The 21,614-nt window shown below is 66.1% G+C and carries 18 protein-coding genes and 1 riboswitch; of the genes, 8 read left to right on the top strand and 10 right to left on the bottom strand.

The annotated features are described in order from the left end of the window. The first annotated feature begins 45 nt into the window (after positions 1-45). Positions 46-1,848, top strand: a complete 1,803-nt coding sequence (locus GH2_RS02730) for an AMP-dependent synthetase/ligase (RefSeq protein ID WP_066162764.1) — start codon at positions 46-48, stop codon at positions 1,846-1,848. 135 nt (positions 1,849-1,983) lie between these two features. On the opposite strand, the gene GH2_RS02725 is transcribed toward GH2_RS02730, so the two are convergent. The 5 genes from GH2_RS02725 to GH2_RS02705 form a co-directional block, all read right to left on the bottom strand. Then, positions 1,984-3,102, bottom strand: a complete 1,119-nt coding sequence (locus tag GH2_RS02725) for a glycosyltransferase family 4 protein (RefSeq protein WP_066162761.1) — start codon at positions 3,100-3,102, stop codon at positions 1,984-1,986. Continuing rightward, positions 3,102-4,604, bottom strand: coding sequence for a peptidase MA family metallohydrolase (locus GH2_RS02720; protein ID WP_066162758.1), 1,503 nt, complete (start codon positions 4,602-4,604; stop codon positions 3,102-3,104). Before GH2_RS02720 ends, GH2_RS02725 begins: the two co-directional genes overlap by 1 nt. Continuing rightward, a complete protein-coding gene (locus GH2_RS02715) occupies positions 4,605-5,654 on the bottom strand; it encodes a C40 family peptidase (RefSeq protein ID WP_372434480.1) in 1,050 nt (349 codons plus the stop codon). 83 nt (positions 5,655-5,737) lie between these two features. Continuing rightward, entirely contained in the window at positions 5,738-6,313 is a 576-nt protein-coding gene (locus GH2_RS02710) for a C40 family peptidase (protein WP_066162755.1), read from the bottom strand. Positions 6,314-6,329: 16 nt separating this feature from the next. Next, a riboswitch (cyclic di-AMP (ydaO/yuaA leader) is annotated at positions 6,330-6,527 on the bottom strand. A gap of 113 nt (positions 6,528-6,640) precedes the next feature. Then, entirely contained in the window at positions 6,641-6,904 is a 264-nt protein-coding gene (locus tag GH2_RS02705; protein WP_066162752.1) for a hypothetical protein, read from the bottom strand. Between the two features lie 209 nt (positions 6,905-7,113). Between GH2_RS02705 and GH2_RS02700 the strand changes: the two genes are divergently transcribed. Next, entirely contained in the window at positions 7,114-8,877 is a 1,764-nt protein-coding gene (locus tag GH2_RS02700; RefSeq protein WP_174545317.1) for a DEDD exonuclease domain-containing protein, read from the top strand. A 21-nt stretch (positions 8,878-8,898) separates the two neighbouring features. Further along, positions 8,899-9,177: an Lrp/AsnC family transcriptional regulator gene (locus GH2_RS02695; protein WP_066162745.1), complete on the top strand. Its 279-nt coding sequence runs from the start codon at positions 8,899-8,901 to the stop codon at positions 9,175-9,177. Between the two features lie 33 nt (positions 9,178-9,210). On the opposite strand, the gene trpD is transcribed toward GH2_RS02695, so the two are convergent. Beyond that, positions 9,211-10,299: an anthranilate phosphoribosyltransferase gene (trpD, locus tag GH2_RS02690; protein WP_066162741.1), complete on the bottom strand. Its 1,089-nt coding sequence runs from the start codon at positions 10,297-10,299 to the stop codon at positions 9,211-9,213. Positions 10,300-10,315: 16 nt separating this feature from the next. After that, entirely contained in the window at positions 10,316-10,753 is a 438-nt protein-coding gene (locus tag GH2_RS02685; RefSeq protein ID WP_066162738.1) for a ribonuclease E inhibitor RraB, read from the bottom strand. Positions 10,754-10,923: 170 nt separating this feature from the next. Between GH2_RS02685 and ctaE the strand changes: the two genes are divergently transcribed. The 4 genes from ctaE (at position 10,924) to qcrB (ending at position 15,289) form a co-directional block, all read left to right on the top strand. Beyond that, positions 10,924-11,535, top strand: a complete 612-nt coding sequence (gene ctaE / locus GH2_RS02680) for an aa3-type cytochrome oxidase subunit III (protein ID WP_066162736.1) — start codon at positions 10,924-10,926, stop codon at positions 11,533-11,535. A gap of 75 nt (positions 11,536-11,610) precedes the next feature. Then, the gene (gene qcrC / locus GH2_RS02675; RefSeq protein ID WP_066162733.1) at positions 11,611-12,513 is read left to right on the top strand and encodes a cytochrome bc1 complex diheme cytochrome c subunit; all 903 of its coding nucleotides are present in this window, start codon (positions 11,611-11,613) and stop codon (positions 12,511-12,513) included. After that, positions 12,510-13,676: a cytochrome bc1 complex Rieske iron-sulfur subunit gene (gene qcrA, locus GH2_RS02670; protein ID WP_066162730.1), complete on the top strand. Its 1,167-nt coding sequence runs from the start codon at positions 12,510-12,512 to the stop codon at positions 13,674-13,676. The genes qcrC and qcrA overlap by 4 nt, the downstream gene beginning before the upstream one ends. Further along, a complete protein-coding gene (gene qcrB, locus GH2_RS02665; protein ID WP_066162727.1) occupies positions 13,673-15,289 on the top strand; it encodes a cytochrome bc1 complex cytochrome b subunit in 1,617 nt (538 codons plus the stop codon). Before qcrA ends, qcrB begins: the two co-directional genes overlap by 4 nt. 1,408 nt (positions 15,290-16,697) lie before the next feature. On the opposite strand, the gene GH2_RS02660 is transcribed toward qcrB, so the two are convergent. Beyond that, the gene (locus tag GH2_RS02660) at positions 16,698-17,114 is read right to left on the bottom strand and encodes a cytochrome c oxidase subunit 4 (protein WP_066162723.1); all 417 of its coding nucleotides are present in this window, start codon (positions 17,112-17,114) and stop codon (positions 16,698-16,700) included. Positions 17,115-17,120: 6 nt separating this feature from the next. Further along, the gene (ctaC, locus tag GH2_RS02655; RefSeq protein WP_157085971.1) at positions 17,121-18,206 is read right to left on the bottom strand and encodes an aa3-type cytochrome oxidase subunit II; all 1,086 of its coding nucleotides are present in this window, start codon (positions 18,204-18,206) and stop codon (positions 17,121-17,123) included. A gap of 384 nt (positions 18,207-18,590) precedes the next feature. On the opposite strand from ctaC, the gene asnB reads away from it, so the two are divergent. Further along, the gene (gene asnB / locus GH2_RS02650; RefSeq protein ID WP_066162717.1) at positions 18,591-20,516 is read left to right on the top strand and encodes an asparagine synthase (glutamine-hydrolyzing); all 1,926 of its coding nucleotides are present in this window, start codon (positions 18,591-18,593) and stop codon (positions 20,514-20,516) included. Positions 20,517-20,588: 72 nt separating this feature from the next. Here asnB and GH2_RS02645 read toward each other — a convergent pair whose 3' ends face one another. Then, positions 20,589-21,560, bottom strand: a complete 972-nt coding sequence (locus tag GH2_RS02645) for a carbohydrate kinase family protein (RefSeq protein ID WP_066162714.1) — start codon at positions 21,558-21,560, stop codon at positions 20,589-20,591. Between the last annotated feature and the right edge of the window lie 54 nt (positions 21,561-21,614).

The raw sequence follows: 21,614 nt of genomic DNA, 5'->3' as shown, positions 1-21,614 counted from the left end.
GATTCAGCTCTTTCTAAGAAATTTCGGTTCCGGAAGGTGTATTACATGGCCGAATGCCGCGTGCCCGCGAAGTTCGAGATCCCGAAGGAGCGGAACGCGTCCGACGTACTGTTCGACATCGTCGAAAAGAACGGCGGAAAGACCGTGTTCCGCAAGCAGGTCGGATCGGAGTGGCTGCCGGTCACCGCGGCTGAGGCCGGCGCGCAGGTGATGGCGCTCGCGAAGGGGCTGATCGCTGCGGGCATCGAGCCCGGAGACCGCGTCGCACTGGTGTCGGCCACCCGTATCGAGTGGACGTTGCTAGACTTCGCGATCTGGTCGGCCGGCGCCGTCACCATCCCGATCTACGACTCGTCGTCCGGCCCGCAGATCGACTGGATCATGCGCGACTCGGGCGCCACCACCGTCATCGCGGAGACTTCGAAGCACCGCGCGGTGGTCGAATCCGCCGAGTCCGTCGACGATTCGGTCCAGATCTTCCAGATCGACGTCCCGGACGGCAAGGGCGTCGTCGAGGTCCTGACCGAACTCGGCAAGGACGTCACCGACGACGAGGTCACCGCCCGGCGCCGCACCCTGACTGCCGCGAGTCCCGCAACGCTCATCTATACGTCGGGAACCACCGGGCGCCCCAAGGGCTGCATGCTGACGCACTCCAACCTCCTCGGTGAGATCGCGGGCGTTCGGCAGACTTCGCTGAGCACGATGCTCGTCGACGGCAAGCGATTGCTGCTGTTCCTGCCGATGGCGCACGTCCTTGCACGCGCGATCAACCTCATCGCCATGGAGTCCGGTGTCGAGGTCGGGTACACGGCGGACATTCCGAATCTGCTTCCCACGTTCACGGTGTTCCAGCCGTCGTTGATCCTGTCGGTGCCCCGCGTCTTCGAGAAGGTGTACAACTCGGCACGCCAGGGCGCCCACGACGGCGGCAAGGGCAAGATCTTCGATCTCGCGGCCGACGTCGCCGTCGAGTACTCCACCGCGATGCAGAACGGCGATGTGGGCCTGCTTCTGCGTGCCAAGCACGCGATATTCGACAAGCTCGTCTACGGCAAGCTCCGCACCGCTCTCGGCGGCGCCTGCGAGTTCGCGGTCTCCGGCGGTGCTCCGCTGGGCGCCCGGCTCGGACACTTCTTCAGCGGCGTCGGCATCCCCGTCTACGAGGGCTACGGCCTCACCGAGACCACCGCTGCGATCGCGGTGAACACTCCGGGCGAGGTGAAGGTCGGCACTGTGGGCCGCCCCATTCCCGGGAACACTGTGCGGATCGCCGACGACGGCGAGGTTCTGCTCTCGGGCGAGGTGGTGTTCACCGGGTACTGGAAGAACGAGGAGGCCACCGCGGCGGCCATCACCGACGGCTGGTTCCACACCGGCGATCTCGGAGCCCTCGATTCAGAAGGCTTCCTTCGGATCACCGGCCGTAAGAAGGAGATCATCGTCACCGCCGGCGGCAAGAACGTCTCCCCCGCTCCGATGGAAGACGTCATCCGCGCCAGCGCCCTGGTCTCGCAGGCCCTCGTCGTCGGCGACCAGAAGCCGTTCATCGGCTGCCTCGTCACCGTCGACCAAGAGGCCTTCCCGGCATGGAAGGAGCGCAACGGCAAGCCCGCCGACGCCACCGTGGCCGATCTGGTCGACGACGCCGACCTGCGCGCCGAGATCCAGACCGCGATCGACGCCGCGAACGAGACGGTCTCGCACGCCGAGGCCATCAAGAAGTTCCGCGTGCTGCCCTCGGACTTCACCGAGGACTCGGGCGAACTGACCCCGACGTTGAAGGTCAAGCGCAACATCGTGGTCGACAACTGGGCGACGGAGATCGCTGCCATCTACACCAAGTGATCGTGGCCTGTCAGCGGCGTCGTTCTCAGCAGCGACGCCGCTGACTGCTTTCTCGCGCGATTTTCGACTGCGAGCGGCAGCGCTCGGTCCCCACGGGGACGCGAACCTCGCTCATTGGACGCTGAGGCGTGTCCCCTAGAGAAGTCGCATCAGTCGCGCGGCCTGTTGCTTCCACTGCCAGTTCTCGACGGCCCACGCGCGGCCGTTCTCCCCCATCGCCGCCGCCAGCTTGGGCGCGGACAGGATCTCGATGATCGCGTCCGCCACCTCGGTGAGGTCGCGGCCGTTGACGACGGTGCCGGTCAGGCTCTCGCGCACGGTCTCGGGGGCGCCGCCGGAATCACCCGCGACCACCGGCACGCCGCTGGCCGAGGCCTCCAGAAAGACGATGCCCAAACCCTCTACGTCCAGTCCTCGACCTCGGGTGCGGGTCGGCATCGCGAAGACGTCGGCCATCGCATGGTGCATGGGAAGTTCGTCCGCGGGGACTCCTCCGGTGAACGTGACGGAGTCGGCGACACCGATCTCGTCCGCCATCCGGTGCAGGGTCTTCGCGTACGGACCGCCGCCGACGATGAGCAGGCGAGCATCCGGGATCGCGGCCCGGACAGTCGGCCAGCACGACAGCAGCGTGTCCTGCCCCTTCCGCGGCACCAGCCGAGACAGGCACAGGACCACCGGGGCGTCGCCGAACCCGTATCGCTGCCGCAACGCGGCACGGGCCGCGGCATCCGGTCCGAACCGATCCACGTCCACACCGCAGGAGACGTACTCCAACGCCGCGCGGGGACCGAAAGCCGCGGCGAAGCGGTTCCGGGTGTACTTACTCACATACGTGATCACGTCAGAGTTGTCGCCGATGTAACGCAGGACCTGGCGGGCTCCCGGCAGCATCGACCAGCCGACCTCGTGTCCGTGAGTGCTGGCGACGATGCGGCGGGCGCCCGCGGTGCGCAGCGCGGGACCGAGGACGGCGAGCGGCGCTGCAGCACCGAACCAGACCGTGTGGATGTTGTTGTCACGTACCAACTTCGCCGCACGTCGGCGCACCGCGGGCGTCGGCAGCATCAAGCTGGTCGGGTGCCGAACGATGCGATACGGCGCCGCGGCGTCATACTCCTCGCACCCGGTCCACCGGGGTGCGTAGACGATCAGATCGTCCGGCGGGACGAACGCAGCCAGATTCTCCAAGTACGACTGGATGCCGCCCGGCCGCGGCGGAAAGTCGTTGGTCAGCAACAGGGTTCGATGCATCAACGAACCTGCTTTCGGAGCCACTTCTGCCAGTCGGCGACCACCGTCGGCTTGTCGACGCCGAGCGCGTCCTTGATCGCCGCGTCCTGTGTCGCGGTGTCGCCACCACGAGCCACCTTCACGTACATGTCCTTGAGCTTCTCATCTCCGAACCGGTCGGCGACGAACGCGGCGAACGACCACGCACTCTGGTAGGCGATGCGGGCGGCGTCGCTGTCGACCGAGAACGAACCGTCCGACGGCAGGGCTTTCGGCACCTGCTTCGCGGCCACGGCAGCGGCCAGTTCCGGTGCGGCGTCGACGAAGTCACGGTAGGTGCCCTTACGGCCGACGTATTCCGGCACACCTTCGGTGAGCCACAGCGGCGCACCCTCGGCCGTCACCAGCCGTGCTGCGACGTGGACCAGTTCGTGGCGCACCACGACGGCGAGTGCGGGTTCGGGCAGGGCCCGCACCGCGGGCGTCAGCACGATCCGTTGGCCGATCACCTGCTTGTTCTGCCTGTCGACCATGGCGAAGACCGTCGCTGCCGCCGCGGCCGCGGTGTCGCCGGGGGCCGTTCTGGTCAGTCCGGCGAACTGCGCGTCGGTCGCGGTCGACACCACCGCGACGCGTCGGGGCCAGTCGTCGCCCCAGAACTTGCTCACCTCGTCGATGGCGCCGGCGAGCAGTCCGGATGTGGTGGCCGCAGTCTTCTCGGCGCCCTTGTAGAACAGCACCGTCGACGTGCCTCCGGCCGTCTTCACGTCGGTCGCGGCCAGGTCTGGGAACTCCCACGGCCCCAGTTCGGGGGCCTTGGGATTCTCGTCGCCTTCGGCGGTCGGATCGGGGGCCAGTCCCCCGTCGCCGACGATCTTCCAGTCGTCGCCATACCGGGCGAAGGTGAAGCTCCGATGCAGGGTGACAGTCGGCTCGTCCATCCCCGGCGACGACGTCCCGCCGAGCGCGTACTCGAGATCGACCGGTGTCACCCAGGTGTCGGTGGCGCCCTGCGCCTCCAAGCGCGCCACCAATTCGTCTCCGAGGAGGTGCTCGGGACCGTTCTGCGGGGCCACCCGGAACCGGAACTCCTTCAGCTTGAGCGGCGCTGCAGTCAAGGTCGGGACGGGTGCCGCAGACGGTCGAGGACTGCGCGTCGTTCCCGTCTCGGGTTCCTGCGACGGACTCGTGCTGGTCGACGTCGTGAGCGTGATGGTGCGCTTCTTCGCCGCGAAGTCGGCGGCGATCGCCTCGAAGTGTCGCCGGAACGCCTGCGTGGCGGCGTCGTCGATCAAGGCGGTCAGTCCGTCCCGATCACCACTGGTCAGCGTCGCGGACAACTGATCGAGAAGTGCGGTGACGCCGTCGTATCGTTGCTGTTCGTACGGGTTCAACGCCGTCGTGGACACCGTTGCCGACGACGGCGTCGGATCCTGACCGGCAGAACTGCACGCGGTCAACGCACTGGTCAGCAGCGCAATGGACAGGAGCGGGGCCGCGATGGCGGTGCGACGCGTCCGCACTCAGTACCGTCGCGCAGAGTTGTACGGCCCGGCCTTGTCGATCGGCACCACGGCGACCGGAACACCGAACGTCGATGCGTGAATCACGTAGCCGTCGCCGACGTACATGCCGACGTGGTGGGCGTCAGGGTAGTAGATGATCAGGTCGCCGGGCTTGAGGTCGTCGCGGTCGACGGGCTTGCCGCCGCCGAGCTGGGCTTCGCTGGTGCGCGGGATGGTCCGTCCCGCTTCCTTGTACGCCCACAGCATCAGACCCGAGCAGTCGAACGTGTTCGGCCCCGTGGCGCCCCACACGTAGGGATCGCCGATCCGCGAGATCGCCGCCTGGACTGCGACGAGTTCGGGCGATGTCCCCTTCGGGACCGCCTTAGCGTCGAAGGTGTACTTGGGACCGCGCAGAGCGGCGAGTTGCTTGCCCGTCATCGACTGGTAGATGGCGCGGATCTGAACCGCTTTGAGCTGCAGGTCAGCTTGTTTGGCTTGCAGCTGACCGCGGGTCTTCTCCGAATCGGCGATGGCTTTGGTGGCGGCGTCGGCAGTCTGCTTCGCGTCGGCCTCGGCGGCCTTCGCCTCGCTCGCGACCTTGACGACGGCGCGCAGATCGGCTGCGGACTGACGGGACATCACTTCCAGTCCCGACATGGTGTCCAGGAGATTCTGCGGAGAATCACTGACCAGCATCGCATAGAGACGGTTGACGCGCGCCCCGCGGAAGCCTGCGCGCGCAATCGCGTCGACCCGCTTCTGCGCCACCGCCATTCGCTCTTTCATCGAGTCCACCTTGGCGGCGGCCTCCTTGGCCTTGGCACGTTCGGTGCGAACGATGCCGCGCTGCTTCGCGTACTCCACCTGCGCGGCCTTCATCGCCTCAGCCGTCTTCTCGGCGTCGATCGAGAGCCCGCGATACTTGGTGAGAAGCTGGTCCGCCGATCGCGGCGCCGCGGGCGCAGCGGAAACGGGCGCACCGGCGAACACCGTCGACGCCGCGATCACGACCGCACCCAGCACCGCGGCACCACGCCGCTTCCCCGCTCCCGGATTCTTCGCCACTACTCGCACCTGGTCCTTGATAGCGGTGCGGGCGGGACGGCGCTACGCCGTCCCGCCCTGCACTGAAAGCTCACTCTGGTCGCTCAGTAGCGACGCACTGCGGTCAGGTTCCACGCCTTGACCCGGTCGCGCTTCACGGGCACGCCCTCGGTGGACGAGTGGACGAACATGCCGTTGCCAGCGTAGATGCCGGCGTGGCTGCCGCCGTTGAAAATCAGGATGTCGCCGGGACGCGCGGCCGCGAGGCCTGCGACCGGGGTGCCGCCGCCGAGCTGGCCGTAGCTGTCACGCGGGATGGTCTTGCCCGCCTGCTTGTAGGCCCACGAGGTGAGTCCCGAGCAGTCGAAGGCGTTCGGACCGGCAGCGCCGTACACGTAGGGGGCGCCGATCTTCGACTCTGCGTAACGCAAGGCCTTCTTGGCGCGGACTTCCTGCTTGGTGCCCATGTCCAGCTGCGGAACGCTCGGCGCCTTGGGCAGGATGTTCGACGGCAGACCCGGAACGTCGAAGGTGCCGACGTTCGGAATGGTCACCGGGGCGGCGTCTGCCGGAGCAGCGGCGAATGCCAGCGATCCGCCGATGGCGATCGAGCCGGCAAAGAGGGCGGACTTGACGGCCTTCTGACCGACACTGGGCTGCTCCAAACGGTGCTTGGCCACGGAAACACGTACTCCTTGTTGTTCTCCCTATCGCCGACCGGGTTAGCTGTCGGGTTCGGGCCGGAAGAGATGGCCCTACGCGTGCATGCAGAAGCCTTGCGAGCCACACATGCTGCGATTCACCCCGATCCGCGACAGCGCTGTACACCGTGCGCGGAGGAAGTGGTTCCCCGGTTCGCCCCCGTTGGTGAGGGCGATTAGGCGACGACCCTCCGGGCGGCCCAGAACTACTCCGGGACATCCCTGACTGGAAGGTCTCAGAAAGATTACGAAACCCCGAGACCGATGTCTACCGACGGCACGCGATTCGCGCGGTCGACACCTGAATCACACCGCGCGGAGCCCTCCCGTCCACTTGCCCGCAAAATTGCCGTCACCTGCGGTGACATGGAGTCGTGCTGCGTCGGCATCCGCCAGACAGACCAGCTCTGTGTCGACGAACACACCGATCGCGTCGACCAGTTCCGCCTCGTCTGCACTGAGCGCACTGTCACCCGAATAGCCGCTGGTGGCAGCCGGAAAGAAGACCTGCATCATGCAGTCGTCACAGGCACGCGCCCGGACCGGACACCGGCCACAATCGATTTTCATGTGATCTCCCTCTCATCGACGTAACGGAAGTCGCGAACCGGACAAGTCGTCCGTCCTCGCGACTCAGGGTCACCGGTCTCTCGTGGCCGGCATGGCTGCGAGGACTGATGCGGACACTACGACTGAGGTCTGACAAGTCCCTGCGACTGCGCATCACGCCCGCTGTGATGAGACTCGGTATGTCAGAGGCCGGTCGTAGCGTGCGCGGCATGGCAGTCGAACAGTTGTCGTTCTCCGATCTCCCCGAGTCCGAGGAGTTCGCGGCCGCGGCCTTACGCGAGACGACCTTCGTCGTCGTCGACCTCGAGACGACGGGCGGAAGTGCCGACGACGACCGGATCACCGAGATCGGCGCGGTCAAGATCCGCGGCGGCGAGGTCCTCGGCGAGTTCGCCACCCTCGTCGATCCCGGCCGCACCATTCCCCCGCAGATCGTCACGCTGACCGGCATCACGACCGCGATGGTGTACGACGCTCCTCGCATAGAAGAGGTGCTGCCCGCCTTCATCGAGTTCGCTCGCGGCAGTGTCCTCGTCGCGCACAACGCGCGATTCGACATGGGTTTCCTCCGGAAGAACGCAGCGCGGATGAAGCTCCCGTGGGAGTTCACCACCTCGCTGTGCACCGTGGTGATGGCGCGGCGGGTGCTGAGCAGACAGGAGGCGCCGAGCGTGAAACTGTCCGCGCTCGCCGAGCTGTTCGACGTCTCCGTCCGGCCGACGCACCGCGCACTCGACGACGCTCGCGCGACCGTCGACGTCTTTCATCGCTTGATCGAGCGGGTCGGCAACCAGGGTGTCGAGACGGTGGGCGACCTGACCGCGTATCTGCCTCGCGCTACACCGGCGATGCGCGCTAAACGAGCGATGGCCGCAGGCCTGCCGCACCGCCCCGGCGTCTACCTCTTCCGCGGTCCGGGCGAGGAGGTCCTCTACATCGGTACCGCCGTCGACCTACACCGGCGCGTCGCCGGGTACTTCAACGGAAGCGACCCGCGAAGTCGAATGGCGGAGATGGTGTCCCTGGCGATACGCGTGGACCACGTGGAGTGCGCGCACGCGCTCGAAGCGGCCATCGCCGAGTTGACGCTCCTGGGTGTGCACAAGCCCTCGTACAACCGACGATCACGCAATCCGCAGGGCGGCTGGTGGATCTCCCTGACCGCCGAACGGTTTCCTCGCCTCACGGTCTCTCGGACACCGAGTGCCGAAGCGATTGGGCCGTTGTCGGGGCGCTCACAGGCCGCCGATGTCGCCGATGTCATCTCCGGAGTGGCCGGACTGCGCACCTGCACCACGGCGTTGAAGAAGGCCTCGCATCACTGGTGCGCGGGCGTCGCCGATGCCGCGGCGTTGCCCGATCCCCTGGTCGCCGCCGTGCCTGGCGTATGCCGTGCCGCGAGCGATCGACCGCAGACCCTTCCCGACTATCTTGGGAGAGTCGAAGCGGCACGCGACCTCCTGGCAGGCCGGTCCGACGTCCTCCTCGCCTCACTGCACGACCGTGTCGCGCTCCTGGCACGAGAACGACGGTTCGAATCCGCGGCGCGCGCCCGCGACCGGCTGTCGGCGACGATCGAGGCGCTCTCCCGCAGTCAACGCCTCGCCGCCGTCGCACAGCGCCCGGAAGTCATCGGCGCGCGGCCCGACGGCGACGGCGGTTGGGAACTGGCCGTGATCCGGTACGGCAGGCTGGCGGGATCGGCGCGTGCGAATCGCGGCGTCGCCCCGATGCCCGTCATCGATCGCATGCGGGCGGCGGCGACCACCGTTCTGCCTCCCGCCCCGGATTCGGGTCCCCTGTGCGGTGCGCCCGCCGAAGGCATCGCCCTCATCGAACGCTGGTTGTACGAGCCCGGAACGCGGCTGGTCGACGTCGCCGACCAATTGTCGTTGCCGATCGGCGCCGCCACCCGTTGGCTCGACTTCGCTCAGACCGCGCGTGCCGCCCGCGAGGCCGTCGCAGGGCGGTAGTGCGTGCCCTACTGTTAGAGCATGATCACCGCCATCGTCCTCATCGGAGCCGACATCAACCAGATCCCCGAGACCGCACAGGCCGTGGCGGACATCCCCGGCGTCACCGAGGTCTATTCGTGTGCGGGCGACGTCGATCTGATCGCCAAGGTCCGGGTCCGGAATCACGAGGAGATCGCGACGGTGGTCACCGGCGCGATCAATCGGATTCCGGGGGTGCGGACCAGTGCCACGCACATCGCCTTCCGCAGCTACGCCAGTTCCGAGGTCGAGGGCGGGTTCTCCATCGGCGAGGAGTGACGGCGCTCGGCCGCAGGCGCCGAAGGGCGACTGTCAGCCCTGTGCTGCGGCGAGTCGATTCGTGACGGCCGCCCAGCGCTCGAGGAGTCGCTCCGCGGCTCCGGAGTCGATGACCTCGCCGACCCGGACGAGGGCCGCGCGCAGGGCGGAATCGAACTGTTCCTGGGTGAAGAGCGACGTCTGCTCATGAGCCACCAGGGCCGCCGCGGCATTCAGACTGACGGCGTCGCGGACCGGCCCGGTCTGCCCGGCGAAGAGTTCCCGCGCGATCTTTGCATTCACCGACGCGTCGCCGCCTTGCAGCGCCGACAACTCCACCACGCTGATCCCCAGTGTCTGCGGATCCACGATCAACCGGCCGACCTCCCCGTCGACGACCTGCCACACGCTGGAGGTGGTGGTCGTCGTCAGTTCGTCGAGGCCGTCGTCACCGCGCACCAGTAGGACCCGGTTGCCGCGCTCGGCGAACGCCTCCGCCAGTACCGGGGCCAGATCGCTGAAGGCACAGCCGATGAGACCGGCCTCGGGACCCGCCGGATTCGTCAACGGGCCGAGCACGTTGAAGACCGTCGGGATGCCGATCTGGCTGCGCGGCGGTCCGGTGAATCGAAACGCGGGATGAAAGACCGGCGCAAAGCAGAAGCCGATCCCGGTCTCCGCGACCGATGCCTCCACCGACTGCGGGTTCAGGGTGATGGCCACGCCCAAGGCCTCCAGGACGTCGGCGCCGCCGCTCTTCGACGACGCCGCGCGGTTGCCGTGTTTGACGACCGGGATGCCCGCGGCAGCGACGACGACGGAGGTCATCGTCGAGATGTTGACGGTGTGCGAACGGTCACCGCCCGTGCCGACGATGTCGATCGCGTCACCCGCCACCGTCAGTCGATTCGCCAATGCGAGCATCGCCTCAGACAACCCGCGGAGCTCCGACGGCGACGGGCCCTTCATCTTGACGCCGACGCCGAAAGCCGCGATCTGAGCCCCGGTTGCTGCGTCCGACATGATCTCGCGCATCGCCCACGCGGCCTCGTCGACCGTGAGATCGATTCGATCGGTCACTTTGCCCAGCACATACGGCCAGGTGTAGGCGTTATCGGCTCCGGTTGCGTCCTGTCCACTCACGCGACCAACAGTATCGTCAGTCCGTCGCGCCCGTCACCGGAGTATCTGCTGGGCGCAACAGCGCCCAACCGACCACGCGTCCGCCGACGCGCGAGACGATGCTGGCCATACGCGCACGCGCGCGCGAGAGAGTCACCGCGTCCACCGTCATCACCTGCGCCATCGCCACGATCACCGTCCCAGCATCGTCGCTCTCGGCACGCACCGCCGCATCGACCTCGTACCCCTCCACGACACACCGACCGCTGACCGCCTCGCGCTGATCGACAGGCACCGCGAGCAGATGCCGCACCACCACCGGCTCCGCCCCGTCGAACCCGGCCTCGCCGAGTGCCACCGAACTGGCGACCGACTCGTCACTCCCCGAGACCACCACCGTCAGGGTCGGATCACCGACCGCGAGCGGGACGGTCTTCGCCGAACTGTTGCGCCACGGCAACTTCCACGTCACCACTGCGTCGCCTCCCGTGCCCTCGTCATCACGCTCACCGTAGCCCTCATTCTCTTCTCAGGACACGCCGGTAGCCTGACAGCACGGCGTCGCCACCTGCGGAAAGCGGACCCGTTCCACCAATTTTCCGACCCGGGTGGTCAAGGGTTACTACGAACCGTCATACTTCTCTTGTGACTAGCGCTGTGGGTAACTCAGAAACCGCCATCACCTCACGCGTGCACTCGCTGAACCGTCCGAACATGGTCAGCGTCGGCACCATCGTGTGGCTGTCGAGCGAATTGATGTTCTTCGCCGGCCTGTTCGCGATGTACTTCGTCGCGCGGGCCAATGCCTCGGTCGGCTGGCCTCAGCCGCCGACGCACCTCAACCTGTGGCTGGCCGTGCCGGTGACGACGGTGCTGATTCTCAGCTCGTTCACCTGCCAGGCCGGTGTCTTCGCCGCCGAGCGCGGCGACGTGTTCGGACTGCGCCGGTGGTACACCATCACGCTCGTCATGGGTACCTTCTTCGTCTGCGGCCAGGCCTTCGAGTACTTCTCGATGGTCAATGAAGGCACCACGCTCGCCTCGAGTGCGTACGGCTCGGTGTTCTACATGGCGACCGGCTTCCACGGCATGCACGTGATCGGCGGCCTCGTGGCCTTCGTCTTCCTGCTGGTCCGCACCCGGTTGTCGAAGTTCACTCCGGCGCAGGCCACCGCGGCCATCGTCGTGTCGTACTACTGGCACTTCGTCGACATCGTGTGGATCGCACTCTTCGTCGTCATTTACTTCATTCGGTAACCACGGCCGGAAACCGGTCGCGCAGCGGCACGGTTCGCATACATTCAGTCCAAACCGCTTAGTAGAGAGTCACAGATGAGATCATCTCCACCGAGTTCGCCGGAAGGCCGAGACCCGTCCGACGACAAGAACGTAGGTGCACGCGCCAAGCGCCGTCGTAAGCTGCGTCGTCGCGCGAGCGGCACGATCTTCTTGCTCCTCGGCTTGATCGCCGCGGGCTTGATCGCCGCTCTGGTGTCGCCGAATGCGCAGATTGCCACCGCCGACGACAACGCGATCGCCTCGGTCGCGCCCGGCAAGCAGCTGTATGAGACCTCATGCATCACCTGCCACGGCGCCAACCTCGAAGGCGTGAACGACCGCGGTCCGTCGCTCATCGGCGTCGGCGACGCAGCCGTGTACTTCCAGGTCTCCAGCGGCCGCATGCCCGCCATCCGCAATGAGGCTCAGATTCAGCGCAAGCCCAGCAAGTTCACCGAGGCACAGATCGATCAGCTCGGCGCGTACATCCAGGCGATGGGTGGCGGCCCGTCGGTCATGTACGAGAAGAACGAAGACGGCTCCATCAAGTACGAGGACGGCTTCCCCGTTCTCGCCATGGAGTCGCTGCGCGGCGACGACATCGGTCGCGGTTCGGAGCTGTTCCGACTCAACTGCGCCTCGTGCCACAACTTCACCGGTCGTGGCGGCGCCCTGTCGGGCGGTAAGTTCGCTCCCCCGCTGACCGACGTCAACCCGCAGCAGCTGTACACCGCGATGTTGACCGGCCCGCAGAACATGCCCAAGTTCTCGAACCGACAGCTCTCGGTCGACGAGAAGAAGAACATCATCGGCTACATCCGGTACGTCGACAGCGCCAACCCCAGCGGCGGATTCGGACTCGGCGGCTTCGGCCCGGCGTCCGAGGGCGTCGTGATGTGGATCGTCGGCGTTTCGGCACTGGTCGCCGGCGCGATGTGGATTGGATCACGAAATTGAGCGACACGAGTAAGGACGTCCCGTCCGACGACGCACTCGCCGCAATGTCTCGCGAGGAGAAGGTCCGTCTCGGAACCAATCTCGACGGAGTGGAGATCATCCACCGCGCCGAGCGTTTCCCCGAGCCGGGCACCAAGGCGGAGAAGCGCGCCGAGTTCGCTGTCGCGATCTGGTTCGTGCTCTCCGGCGTCTTCGCCATTGCTGCTTTCATCCTGTTCATCTGGAACGACTGGCAGTTCAAGATGCCAGACGAGGACGGGTACTGGGCGTACACGTTCTACACCCCGCTGTTGGGTGTCACGTTCGGTCTGTCGATCCTCTCCTTCGGTTTCGGCGTCGTTCAGCTGACCAAGCGCTTCATCCCGGCTGAGATCTCGGTTCAGGATCGCCACGACGGCGGTTCCAGCGAGGTCGACAAGCAGACGATCGTCGCTGAGCTCGACGACACGCTGACGACCTCCACCCTCCCCCGCCGGAAGATGATCATCGGTTCGGCCGTGTTCGGTCTCGGTGCACTCTCGATCGCAGGCGGCGTCGCTGCCCTCGGCGGTTTCATCAAGAACCCGTGGGCCGAAGGCGACGACTCGCCGCTCTGGGGCAGCGGTTGGGCTCCCAGCCGCAACGCAGTCAAGGGCGAGACCGTCTTCCTGCGTCGCGACACCGGCAACCCGTACCAGGTGACCCTGGTTCGTCCGGAAGATCTGGACGCGGGCGGCATGGAGACCGTCTTCCCCTGGCGCGTCTCTGATGGCTACGGCGAGAACGAGGAGTCACGGCACAAGTTGCTCGCAGGCCTCCGCGAGGTCAGCAACCCGGTGATGCTCATCCGCCTCCGCCCGGAGGACGGCGACCGCGTCGTCAAGCGTCGCGGTCAGGAGAGCTTCAACTACGGCGACTACTACGCCTACACCAAGGTGTGCAGTCACCTCGGCTGCCCCACCTCGCTGTACGAGCAGCAGACCAACCGCATTCTCTGCCCGTGCCACCAGTCGCAGTTCGACGCCCTCGAGTACGGCAAGGCGGTCTTCGGGCCGGCCGCGCGTGCTCTGGCTCAGCTGCCCATCACCGTCAACAACCAGGGCTACATGGTTGCCAACCCCGCTGAGAACGGTGGCAACTTCCTCGAGCCCGTCGGTCCGGCATTCTGGGAGCGTAAGTCATGACGATCGCTGACCGCCTCGCAACGCAGGCAGAAGAGGTCGACTCGCGGTACCACCTCGCCGCAGGTATGCGTCGACAGATCAACAAGGTGTTCCCCACCCACTGGTCGTTCCTGCTGGGTGAGATCGCGCTGTACAGCTTCATCATTCTGCTGCTGTCCGGCACCTACCTGACCTTGTTCTTCGACCCGTCGATGGCGCACGTCGTCTACGACGGCGCGTACCAGCCGCTCAACGGTGTGACCATGAGTCGCGCGTACGAGACGACCTTGAACATCTCCTTCGAGGTCCGCGGTGGACTCTTCGTCCGCCAGATCCACCACTGGGCAGCACTGATGTTCGCGGCGTCGATCATCGTTCACATGATGCGCATCTTCTTCACCGGTGCGTTCCGTCGCCCGCGTGAAGCGAACTGGGTCATCGGCTGCTTCCTGCTGCTGCTTGCGATGTTCGAGGGCTTCTTCGGTTACTCACTCCCGGACGATCTGCTCTCGGGCACCGGTGTTCGCGCCGCGATGTCGGGCATCGTCCTCGGCATCCCGGTGATCGGCACCTGGGTCCAGTGGGCGCTGTTCTCCGGTGAGTTCCCCGGCGACATCATCATCCCGCGCCTGTACGTGCTGCACATCCTGATCTTCCCGGCCATCATCCTGGGTCTGATCGGTGCTCACTTGGCTCTGGTCTGGTACCAGAAGCACACGCAGTTCCCCGGCCCCGGCCGCACCGAGAAGAACGTCGTCGGCGTTCGCATCCTCCCGGTCTTCGCTGCCAAGGGCGGTGCGTTCTTCGCGATCATCACCGGCCTCCTGGCACTGATGTCGGGTGTCTTCCAGATCAACGCGGTCTGGAACATCGGTCCGTACAACGCCGCACAGGTCTCCGCGGGCTCGCAGCCGGACATCTACATGATGTGGACGGACGGTTTCGCTCGACTGATGCCTCCGTGGGAGATCTACCTCGGCAACTACACGATCCCCGCGATCTTCTGGGTCGTCGTCGTGATCGGTGTCGTGTTCGGAGTGCTGTTCGCCTACCCGTGGATCGAGAAGGCGCTGACCGGCGACCGCGCTCACCACAACCTGCTGCAGCGCCCGCGCGATACCCCGGTTCGCACCGCTGTCGGCGCCATGGCCTTGACGTTCTACATCATCCTCACGGTGAGCTGTATGAACGACATCATCGCGCTGAAGTTCCACATCTCGCTGAATGCGACGACGTGGATGGGACGCATCGGCCTGCTGGTTCTGCCCCCGCTGGTGTACTTCATCACCTACCGCTGGGCGCTCTCGCTGCAGCGCAGTGACCGCGCGGTCCTGGAGCACGGCATCGAGACCGGCATCATCCGTCGCGAGCCGCTCGGCGAGTACGTCGAGATCCACCAGCCGCTCGGCCCGGTGGACGATCACGGCCACCCGATCCCGCTCCCCTACCAGGGCGCGGCGCTCCCGAAGCGGATGAACAAGCTCGGCTCTGCAGGTGCCCCCGGCACCGGCACCCTGACCCCGGACTCCCCGGAGGAGCAGGCGCTGAACGAGCGGATCGCTCACGAGCAGCATCTCGAAGAGAAGCAGGCTCTGATGGCGCTTCAGGAGAAGGGCGGAAACCCGCTCGACTGACGCTCGTCGGTTCGACCAACGATCGAGGCCGTCTCGCACTTGTGCGAGGCGGCCTCGATCGTTGTCTGCACTCTCACTCCCCTCCCCCATCTCCGCGCACCGAGCTGCCGCTCCCACGCTGATCGAGTGCCGCCCGCGAGCGCGGCGAGGTGCCGCTTCCACGCTGATCGAGTGCCGCCAGCAAGCGCGGCGAGGTGCCGCTTCCACGCTGATCGAGTGCCGCCAGCAAGCGCGGCGAGCTGCCCCTCCCACGCTGATCGAGTGCCGCCCGCGAGCGCAGCGAGCCGGCGGCGTATCGAGATCACCGCAACTAACGCTGATACCCACTCACCCGATTCAGCATCGTGCCGCACCACTTCGCGTCGAACCGCACCACTTGCGCTTGCCGCACTCAGTCGCGACCAAGTGCGGGAACCGAAAGTGGTGCGGCTCGACACGAACTGGTGCGCCAGCGCCTCCCTGGCCCCGTTGACCCTCGCCACGGAGACGCCTGCGACGTGCGGAGCCGTCGCAGACCTCCTGAAATCACCGCACGATCCCAGCGCGAAGCCTCGCGGTACCAGCCAAATCCCGCGACAGTCTCGATACACTGCGTGCTCGCTCCGCTCGCAGGCAGCACTCGACCAACGTGGAGAGTCGACGACGCGCGAATACTGACCCCGACAGGAGAAGGGCCGAAACCCGCTCGACTGACCCTCGTCAGTTCGGCCAACAATCGAGGTGCCGCTCCCACGGTGATCGAGTGCCGCCCGCGAGGGCAGCGAGGTGCCGCTTCCACGCTGATCGAGTGCCGCCCGCCAGCGCAGCGAGCCGGCGGCGTATCGAGAATCACCGCAACTAACGCTGGTACCCCACCCGATTCCGCCTCGTGCCGCACCACTTCGCGTCGAGCCGCACCACTTTCGCTTGCCGCACTCAGTCGCGACCAAGTGCGGGAACCGAAAGTGGTGCGGCTCGACACAAACTGGTGCGTCAGCGCCTCCCTGGCCCCGTTGACGGCGCCACCGTACGATCGCCGGCGCCAAGCCTCGCGGTACCAGCCAAATCCCGCGACAGTCTCGATACGCTGCTTGCTCGCTCCGCTCGCAGGCAGCACTCGACCACCGTAGGGGAGACGGCCGAGTCCGCTGGTGTCCCGCACTGGGAATTGCTTTCGTCACCGCGGGCGGGTCGGTGGCGGTCTCCGTCAGAACTGTCCCAGCGTGGTTCGTACAACGCCTCCCTGGCCCCGTTGACGGCGCCACCGCACGATCGCAGCGCGAAGCCTCGTGGTAGCGGCGGAACTCGCGACGGTCTCGCTTCGCTCGCAGACGGCACTCGACCAACGTAGTGGCATCACAATTTCGCCGTACGTACGACAAAGCCGCACCCGGAAATCCGGGTGCGGCCTCGTCGGAGCTGTTTGGGATCAGTGCTTCTCAGGTCCCACGTGGTACTCGAAGACCAAGCCTGCGGCGCAGGCGATGATCACCGGGATGACGCCGATGGCGAACCACCAGTTCGAGGTCGCGAAACCGATCGCGAACAGCGACGCGGCGCCTGCGATCATGATCGGCCAGTAGCTGTGCGGCGAGAAGAAACCGAGCTCGCCGGCTCCGTCCTCGATCTCAGCTTCTTCGAAGTCCTCGGGGCGGATCTCGACGCGTCGTGCAACGAACCGGAAGTAGGTGCCTGCGATCAGAGCCAGGCCACCGGAGAAGAACATCGCGGTGGCGCCTGCCCACTCCACACCGGTGCGGTAGTAGAACGTGGCGACGGCGTAGATGATTCCGACCACGAAGAAGAAGACAGCGATTGCCTCAAAGATCCGTGCTTCGACCTTCATAGCTGCTTAGACCTCCGGCTTGCAGTTGGGGATCGTGGTGTTGCTGGCGTCGCCGAGGTCCTTCGGCGTCGTTCCGTTCGAGACACGACGGGTGTCGAACGGGACGGTCGTCACCGACTGAGGTGTCTGGCAGACGGCCTGCAGCGCCTGGGCGTTGGTGGCGTCCGGGTTGCCCTGGCGGAACTTGATGTAGTTCGCGAAGGTCTCCGGGCTGACCGCACGGATCTCGAAGTTCATCATGGCGTGGAACGTGCCGCACATCTCCGCGCAGCGGCCGACGAAGGCGCCTTCACGGTCGATCTTCGAGACCTGGAAGGACGGGTCCTGATGGTTCTCCTTGGGGAACGGCATGACGTCGCGCTTGAACAGGAACTCCGGAACCCAGAACGAGTGGATGACGTCCGCAGCAGCCAGATCGAACTGGATGCGGGTGTCGGTCGGCAGCACCAGGATCGGAATCTCCGACGACGTGCCGAGCGTCTCGATCTTGTCGTACGAGAGGTAGTCGCGGATATCAGCCGAACGACCGCCGGCAGCGCCCAGGATGCGCTCCTGCTCGCCGTCTTCCTCGCGGTACTTCGGAATCTGCTCCTCGAAGGGCTCACCCTTCTTCGAGTCGGTCTTCGGGTTCACCAGCTGGTCGCCGTTGATCGTGACCGAGTTGTAGCCGAACTTCCAGTTCCACTGGAAGGCGGTGACGTCCACGACGACCGCCGGGTTGTCTTCCTTCGCCTCGACCTTGTTCTGGACCACAACGGTGAAGTAGAACATCACGGCGATCAGCACGAACGGGATCGCAGTGTAGGCGAGCTCCAGCGGGACGTTGTAGCCAGTCTGGCGCGGAATCTCGTCCTCGGGCGCAGTGTTCGGCCGACGACGATGGAACGTGATGGTCCAGAAGATCAGGCCCCACACGATGACGCCCATGGCCAAGGCAGCGATGACCGCCCAGGTCCAGAACGTACGCATATCCTGGCCCTCGGGTGTGATGCCTTCAGGCCAACCGAAACGCAACGCCTCTTCGGCACTGCAGCCCGACGTCATCAGCACACCGACGCCCAGGACCACGAGGCCGCTCAGTCTCTTGATCATGCGCGACGACGATCCCCTTCGTCGCGCAGACGGCCGTACACCGTTCGTCAATTTCACGCCTTCCTGCTGGCAGGGAGCTGTTCTTCAAGGCCTGCGTCGGGAGACCACACACTCTCGACGCAATTCTTGCACCTAGTACTACGCAGCGTAGACCAACCCGACGAACTGTTCGTGATTGGGGCCCGCTGTTACCCGGATCATTTTCCATGACCTGCGCAAAGGCGTCCAGAGCAACACGGCAGAGCGCCCTGTCCGGCGCGGCGCGGTCGCGGAATCGCAGGCATCTGCGGCATAGTGGAACGGCTTGTGCGTGCAGCTCCGCGCGCATCGGCCGCAGTTTCTCGACCCTGTCTACCCGACCCAGCGAAATGAGGCCCTGTCACCGTGTGCGGCTTGCTCGGAATGCTGACCAGCGACGGCACCGCGTCGTCGGCGACCCAACTCGTCGCATCGGCGGCCACGTGCATGCGGCACCGCGGCCCCGACGACCTCGGCACCTGGAACGACGACGACCTGATCTTCGGTTTCAACCGACTGTCGATCATCGACATCGAGCACTCGCACCAGCCGCTGCGCTGGGGCCCGCCCGAGGACCCGGAACGCTACGCACTGGTCTTCAACGGCGAGATCTACAACTACTTGGAGATCCGCGACGAACTGTCGCGCGAGTTCGACGCCGCGTTCCGGACCGAGGGCGACGGCGAGTCGATCGTCGCCGGGTACCACTACTGGGGCGCCGACGTCCTCACCAAGCTGCGCGGCATGTTCGGCTTCGCGATCTGGGACACGCAGCAGAAGGAATTGTTCCTCGCCCGCGACCAGTTCGGCATCAAACCGCTGTTCCTGGCGACCAGCGCCCGCGGCACCGCGTTCGGCAGCGAGAAGAAGAGCGTCCTGGAACTGCTCGATCGTCTCGGCCTCGACCGTGAACTCGACGACCGCGCGATCGAGCACTACACCGTGCTGCAGTACGTGCCTGAGCCCGAGACACTGCACAAGAACATCACGCGCCTGGAGTCCGGTTGCTACGCGACTCTCCGCCCCGGCGTCGCACCCGCGGTGACGCGCTACTTCAAGCCGCGTTTTCCGGTGCGCCCGTTCGCACCGAACGGCGAGCAGAAGCGGTACGACGAAATCGCCGACGTGTTGCGCGACTCGGTGGCCAAGCACATGCGGGCCGACGTCACCGTCGGCTCGTTCCTCTCCGGCGGCATCGACTCCACGGCGATCGCGGCGCTCGCCATCCAACACAATCCCGACCTGATCACCTTCACCACCGGGTTCGAGCGGGACGGATACTCCGAGGTCGACGTCGCCGCCGAGTCGGCCGAGGCGATCGGCGCACGCCACATCGTGAAGGTCGTGTCGCCACGCGAGTTCGTCGATGCCCTCCCCCAGATCATCTGGTACCTCGACGACCCGGTCGCCGACCCCGCGCTGGTCCCGCTCTACTTCGTGGCGGCCGAGGCCCGCAAGCACGTCAAGGTGGTCCTGTCCGGCGAAGGCGCGGACGAACTCTTCGGCGGTTACACGATCTACAAGGAGCCGCTGTCCCTCGCGACCTTCGACAAGCTGCCCGGCGGTGTGCGCCGACTGGCAGGCAAGATCTCCGACCGCATTCCCGAGGGCACGCGGGGCAAGAGTCTGCTGCACCGCGGTTCGCTGACCCTTGAGGATCGCTACTACGGGAATGCACGCAGCTTCGACGACGCCCGGCTGCGCACCGTCCTACGGACCTTCCGTGAGGACTGGATGCATCAGGACGTGACCGCGCCGATCTACCGGATGAGCGAGGGCATGGACCCGGTGACGCGCATGCAGCACCTGGATCTGTTCACCTGGCTGCGCGGCGACATCCTGGTGAAGGCCGACAAGATCAACATGGCGCACTCACTGGAGTTGCGCGTGCCGTTCCTCGACAAGGAAGTCTTCGCGGTGGCGGAGCAGTTGCCGTTCGAGGAGAAGATCAGCCACGGCACCACCAAGTACGCGCTCCGCAAGGCGCTCGAGCAGATCGTGCCGCCGCATGTGCTGCACCGCCGCAAGCTCGGATTCCCGGTGCCGTTGCGCCACTGGTTGGCCGGCACCGAGATGTACGACTGGGCGCGGGAACTCATCGCAACGTCCGACACTGATCACATCTTCAACAAGCAGTTCGTGATGCAGATGCTCGAGGAGCACCGGCGCGGCGAGGTCGACAACAGCCGTCGCATCTGGACCGTCATCTGCTTCATGCTCTGGTACGGCATCTTCGTCGACGGCACCGTCGTCCCCAAGATCGAGGACCGCGACTACCCGGTCCGGCTGTAGCCGGCCTCCGGCCCCCTACGCGACGGCGGGCGGGACGAAGAGATCTCTTCGTCCCGCCCGCCGTCGTCGTTGTTACAGGACCGACTTGATCTCTGCTGCGGCGTCGGCGCCGTACGCCGTCGTCAGGCGCTGCACGGCGGTCTCCACATCCCACGACCAGCCCTGCGTCGATTCCGACTCCAGGACCAGGGCGGCGACCAGGGAGCCGAGCTGCGCGGCCCGCTCGTACCCGAGCCCGCGGGAGAGTGCGGTGAGGAATCCCGCGCGGAAACCGTCGCCGACTCCAGTCGGATCCACCTGGGTCTCGACGGGCACCACGTCGACGTGGGTGACGGTGCCGTCGCGCTCGATCACATCGGCGCCGCCTGCACCGAGTGTCGTGACCCGGGTCCCGACCATCGCAGCGACCTGTTCGGCGTCCAACCCCGTCTTCTGCTGCAGCAGGCCCCACTCGTACTCGTTGGTGAACAGGTAGGTGGCGCCGTCGATGAGGTCGCGGGCGGCGTCGCCGTCGAGCCGCGCCAGCTGCTGTGACGGATCTGCGGCGAACGGAATGTCCTGCTCGCGGCAGAAACGGGTGTGCCGGACCATCGCGTCGGGGTCGTCGGCGCCGATCAAGACCAGGTCGGGGCGCCCGGTGTCGGCGAACAAGGCGGCGAGATCGAGGTCGCGCGCTTCGCTCATCGCGCCCGCGTAGAAGCTGGCGAGCTGCGCCATGGTCTCATCGGTGGTGCACATGAAGCGTGCGGTGTGCTGGGTGGTGGACCGGGACACGCCGCGGCAGTCGACGCCGTTGCCTGCGAGCCACCGCTCGTAGTCATCGAAGTCGGAGCCCGCGGCGCCGATCAGCAAGGGTTTCTCACCGAGGACACCGATCGCGTAGGCGATGTTTCCGCCGACACCGCCCCGGTGCACGACGAGGTCTTCCACGAGGAAGCTCAACGAGATGTGTTCCAACTGGTCGGCGACCAGCTGCTCGGAGAACTTGCCAGAGAACTTCATCAGATGATCGGTCGCGAGGGACCCGCACACGGCGATAAACATCTGTCCAACGGTACTGACCCGGAAAACCACGACGGCCGCGACCCCGTGCACCGA

Source organism: Gordonia hydrophobica NBRC 16057, from assembly GCF_001592365.1.
Lineage (GTDB): Bacteria > Actinomycetota > Actinomycetes > Mycobacteriales > Mycobacteriaceae > Gordonia > Gordonia hydrophobica.
This window is presented reverse-complemented; position numbering and strand designations above follow the sequence as displayed.

Excerpts from the sequence above, each read along its gene's own strand:
- GH2_RS02725 (WP_066162761.1), bottom strand. The coding sequence starts at position 3,102 with ATGCATCGAACCCTGTTGCTGACCAACGACTTTCCGCCGCGGCCGGGC.
- GH2_RS02705 (WP_066162752.1), bottom strand. The coding sequence starts at position 6,904 with ATGAAAATCGATTGTGGCCGGTGTCCGGTCCGGGCGCGTGCCTGTGAC.
- GH2_RS02700 (WP_174545317.1), top strand. The coding sequence starts at position 7,114 with ATGGCAGTCGAACAGTTGTCGTTCTCCGATCTCCCCGAGTCCGAGGAG.
- GH2_RS02645 (WP_066162714.1), bottom strand. The coding sequence starts at position 21,560 with ATGTTTATCGCCGTGTGCGGGTCCCTCGCGACCGATCATCTGATGAAG.
- qcrC (WP_066162733.1), top strand. The coding sequence starts at position 11,611 with ATGAGATCATCTCCACCGAGTTCGCCGGAAGGCCGAGACCCGTCCGAC.
- GH2_RS02695 (WP_066162745.1), top strand. The coding sequence starts at position 8,899 with ATGATCACCGCCATCGTCCTCATCGGAGCCGACATCAACCAGATCCCC.
- GH2_RS02660 (WP_066162723.1), bottom strand. The coding sequence starts at position 17,114 with ATGAAGGTCGAAGCACGGATCTTTGAGGCAATCGCTGTCTTCTTCTTC.
- qcrB (WP_066162727.1), top strand. The coding sequence starts at position 13,673 with ATGACGATCGCTGACCGCCTCGCAACGCAGGCAGAAGAGGTCGACTCG.
- ctaC (WP_157085971.1), bottom strand. The coding sequence starts at position 18,206 with ATGATCAAGAGACTGAGCGGCCTCGTGGTCCTGGGCGTCGGTGTGCTG.
- GH2_RS02730 (WP_066162764.1), top strand. The coding sequence starts at position 46 with ATGGCCGAATGCCGCGTGCCCGCGAAGTTCGAGATCCCGAAGGAGCGG.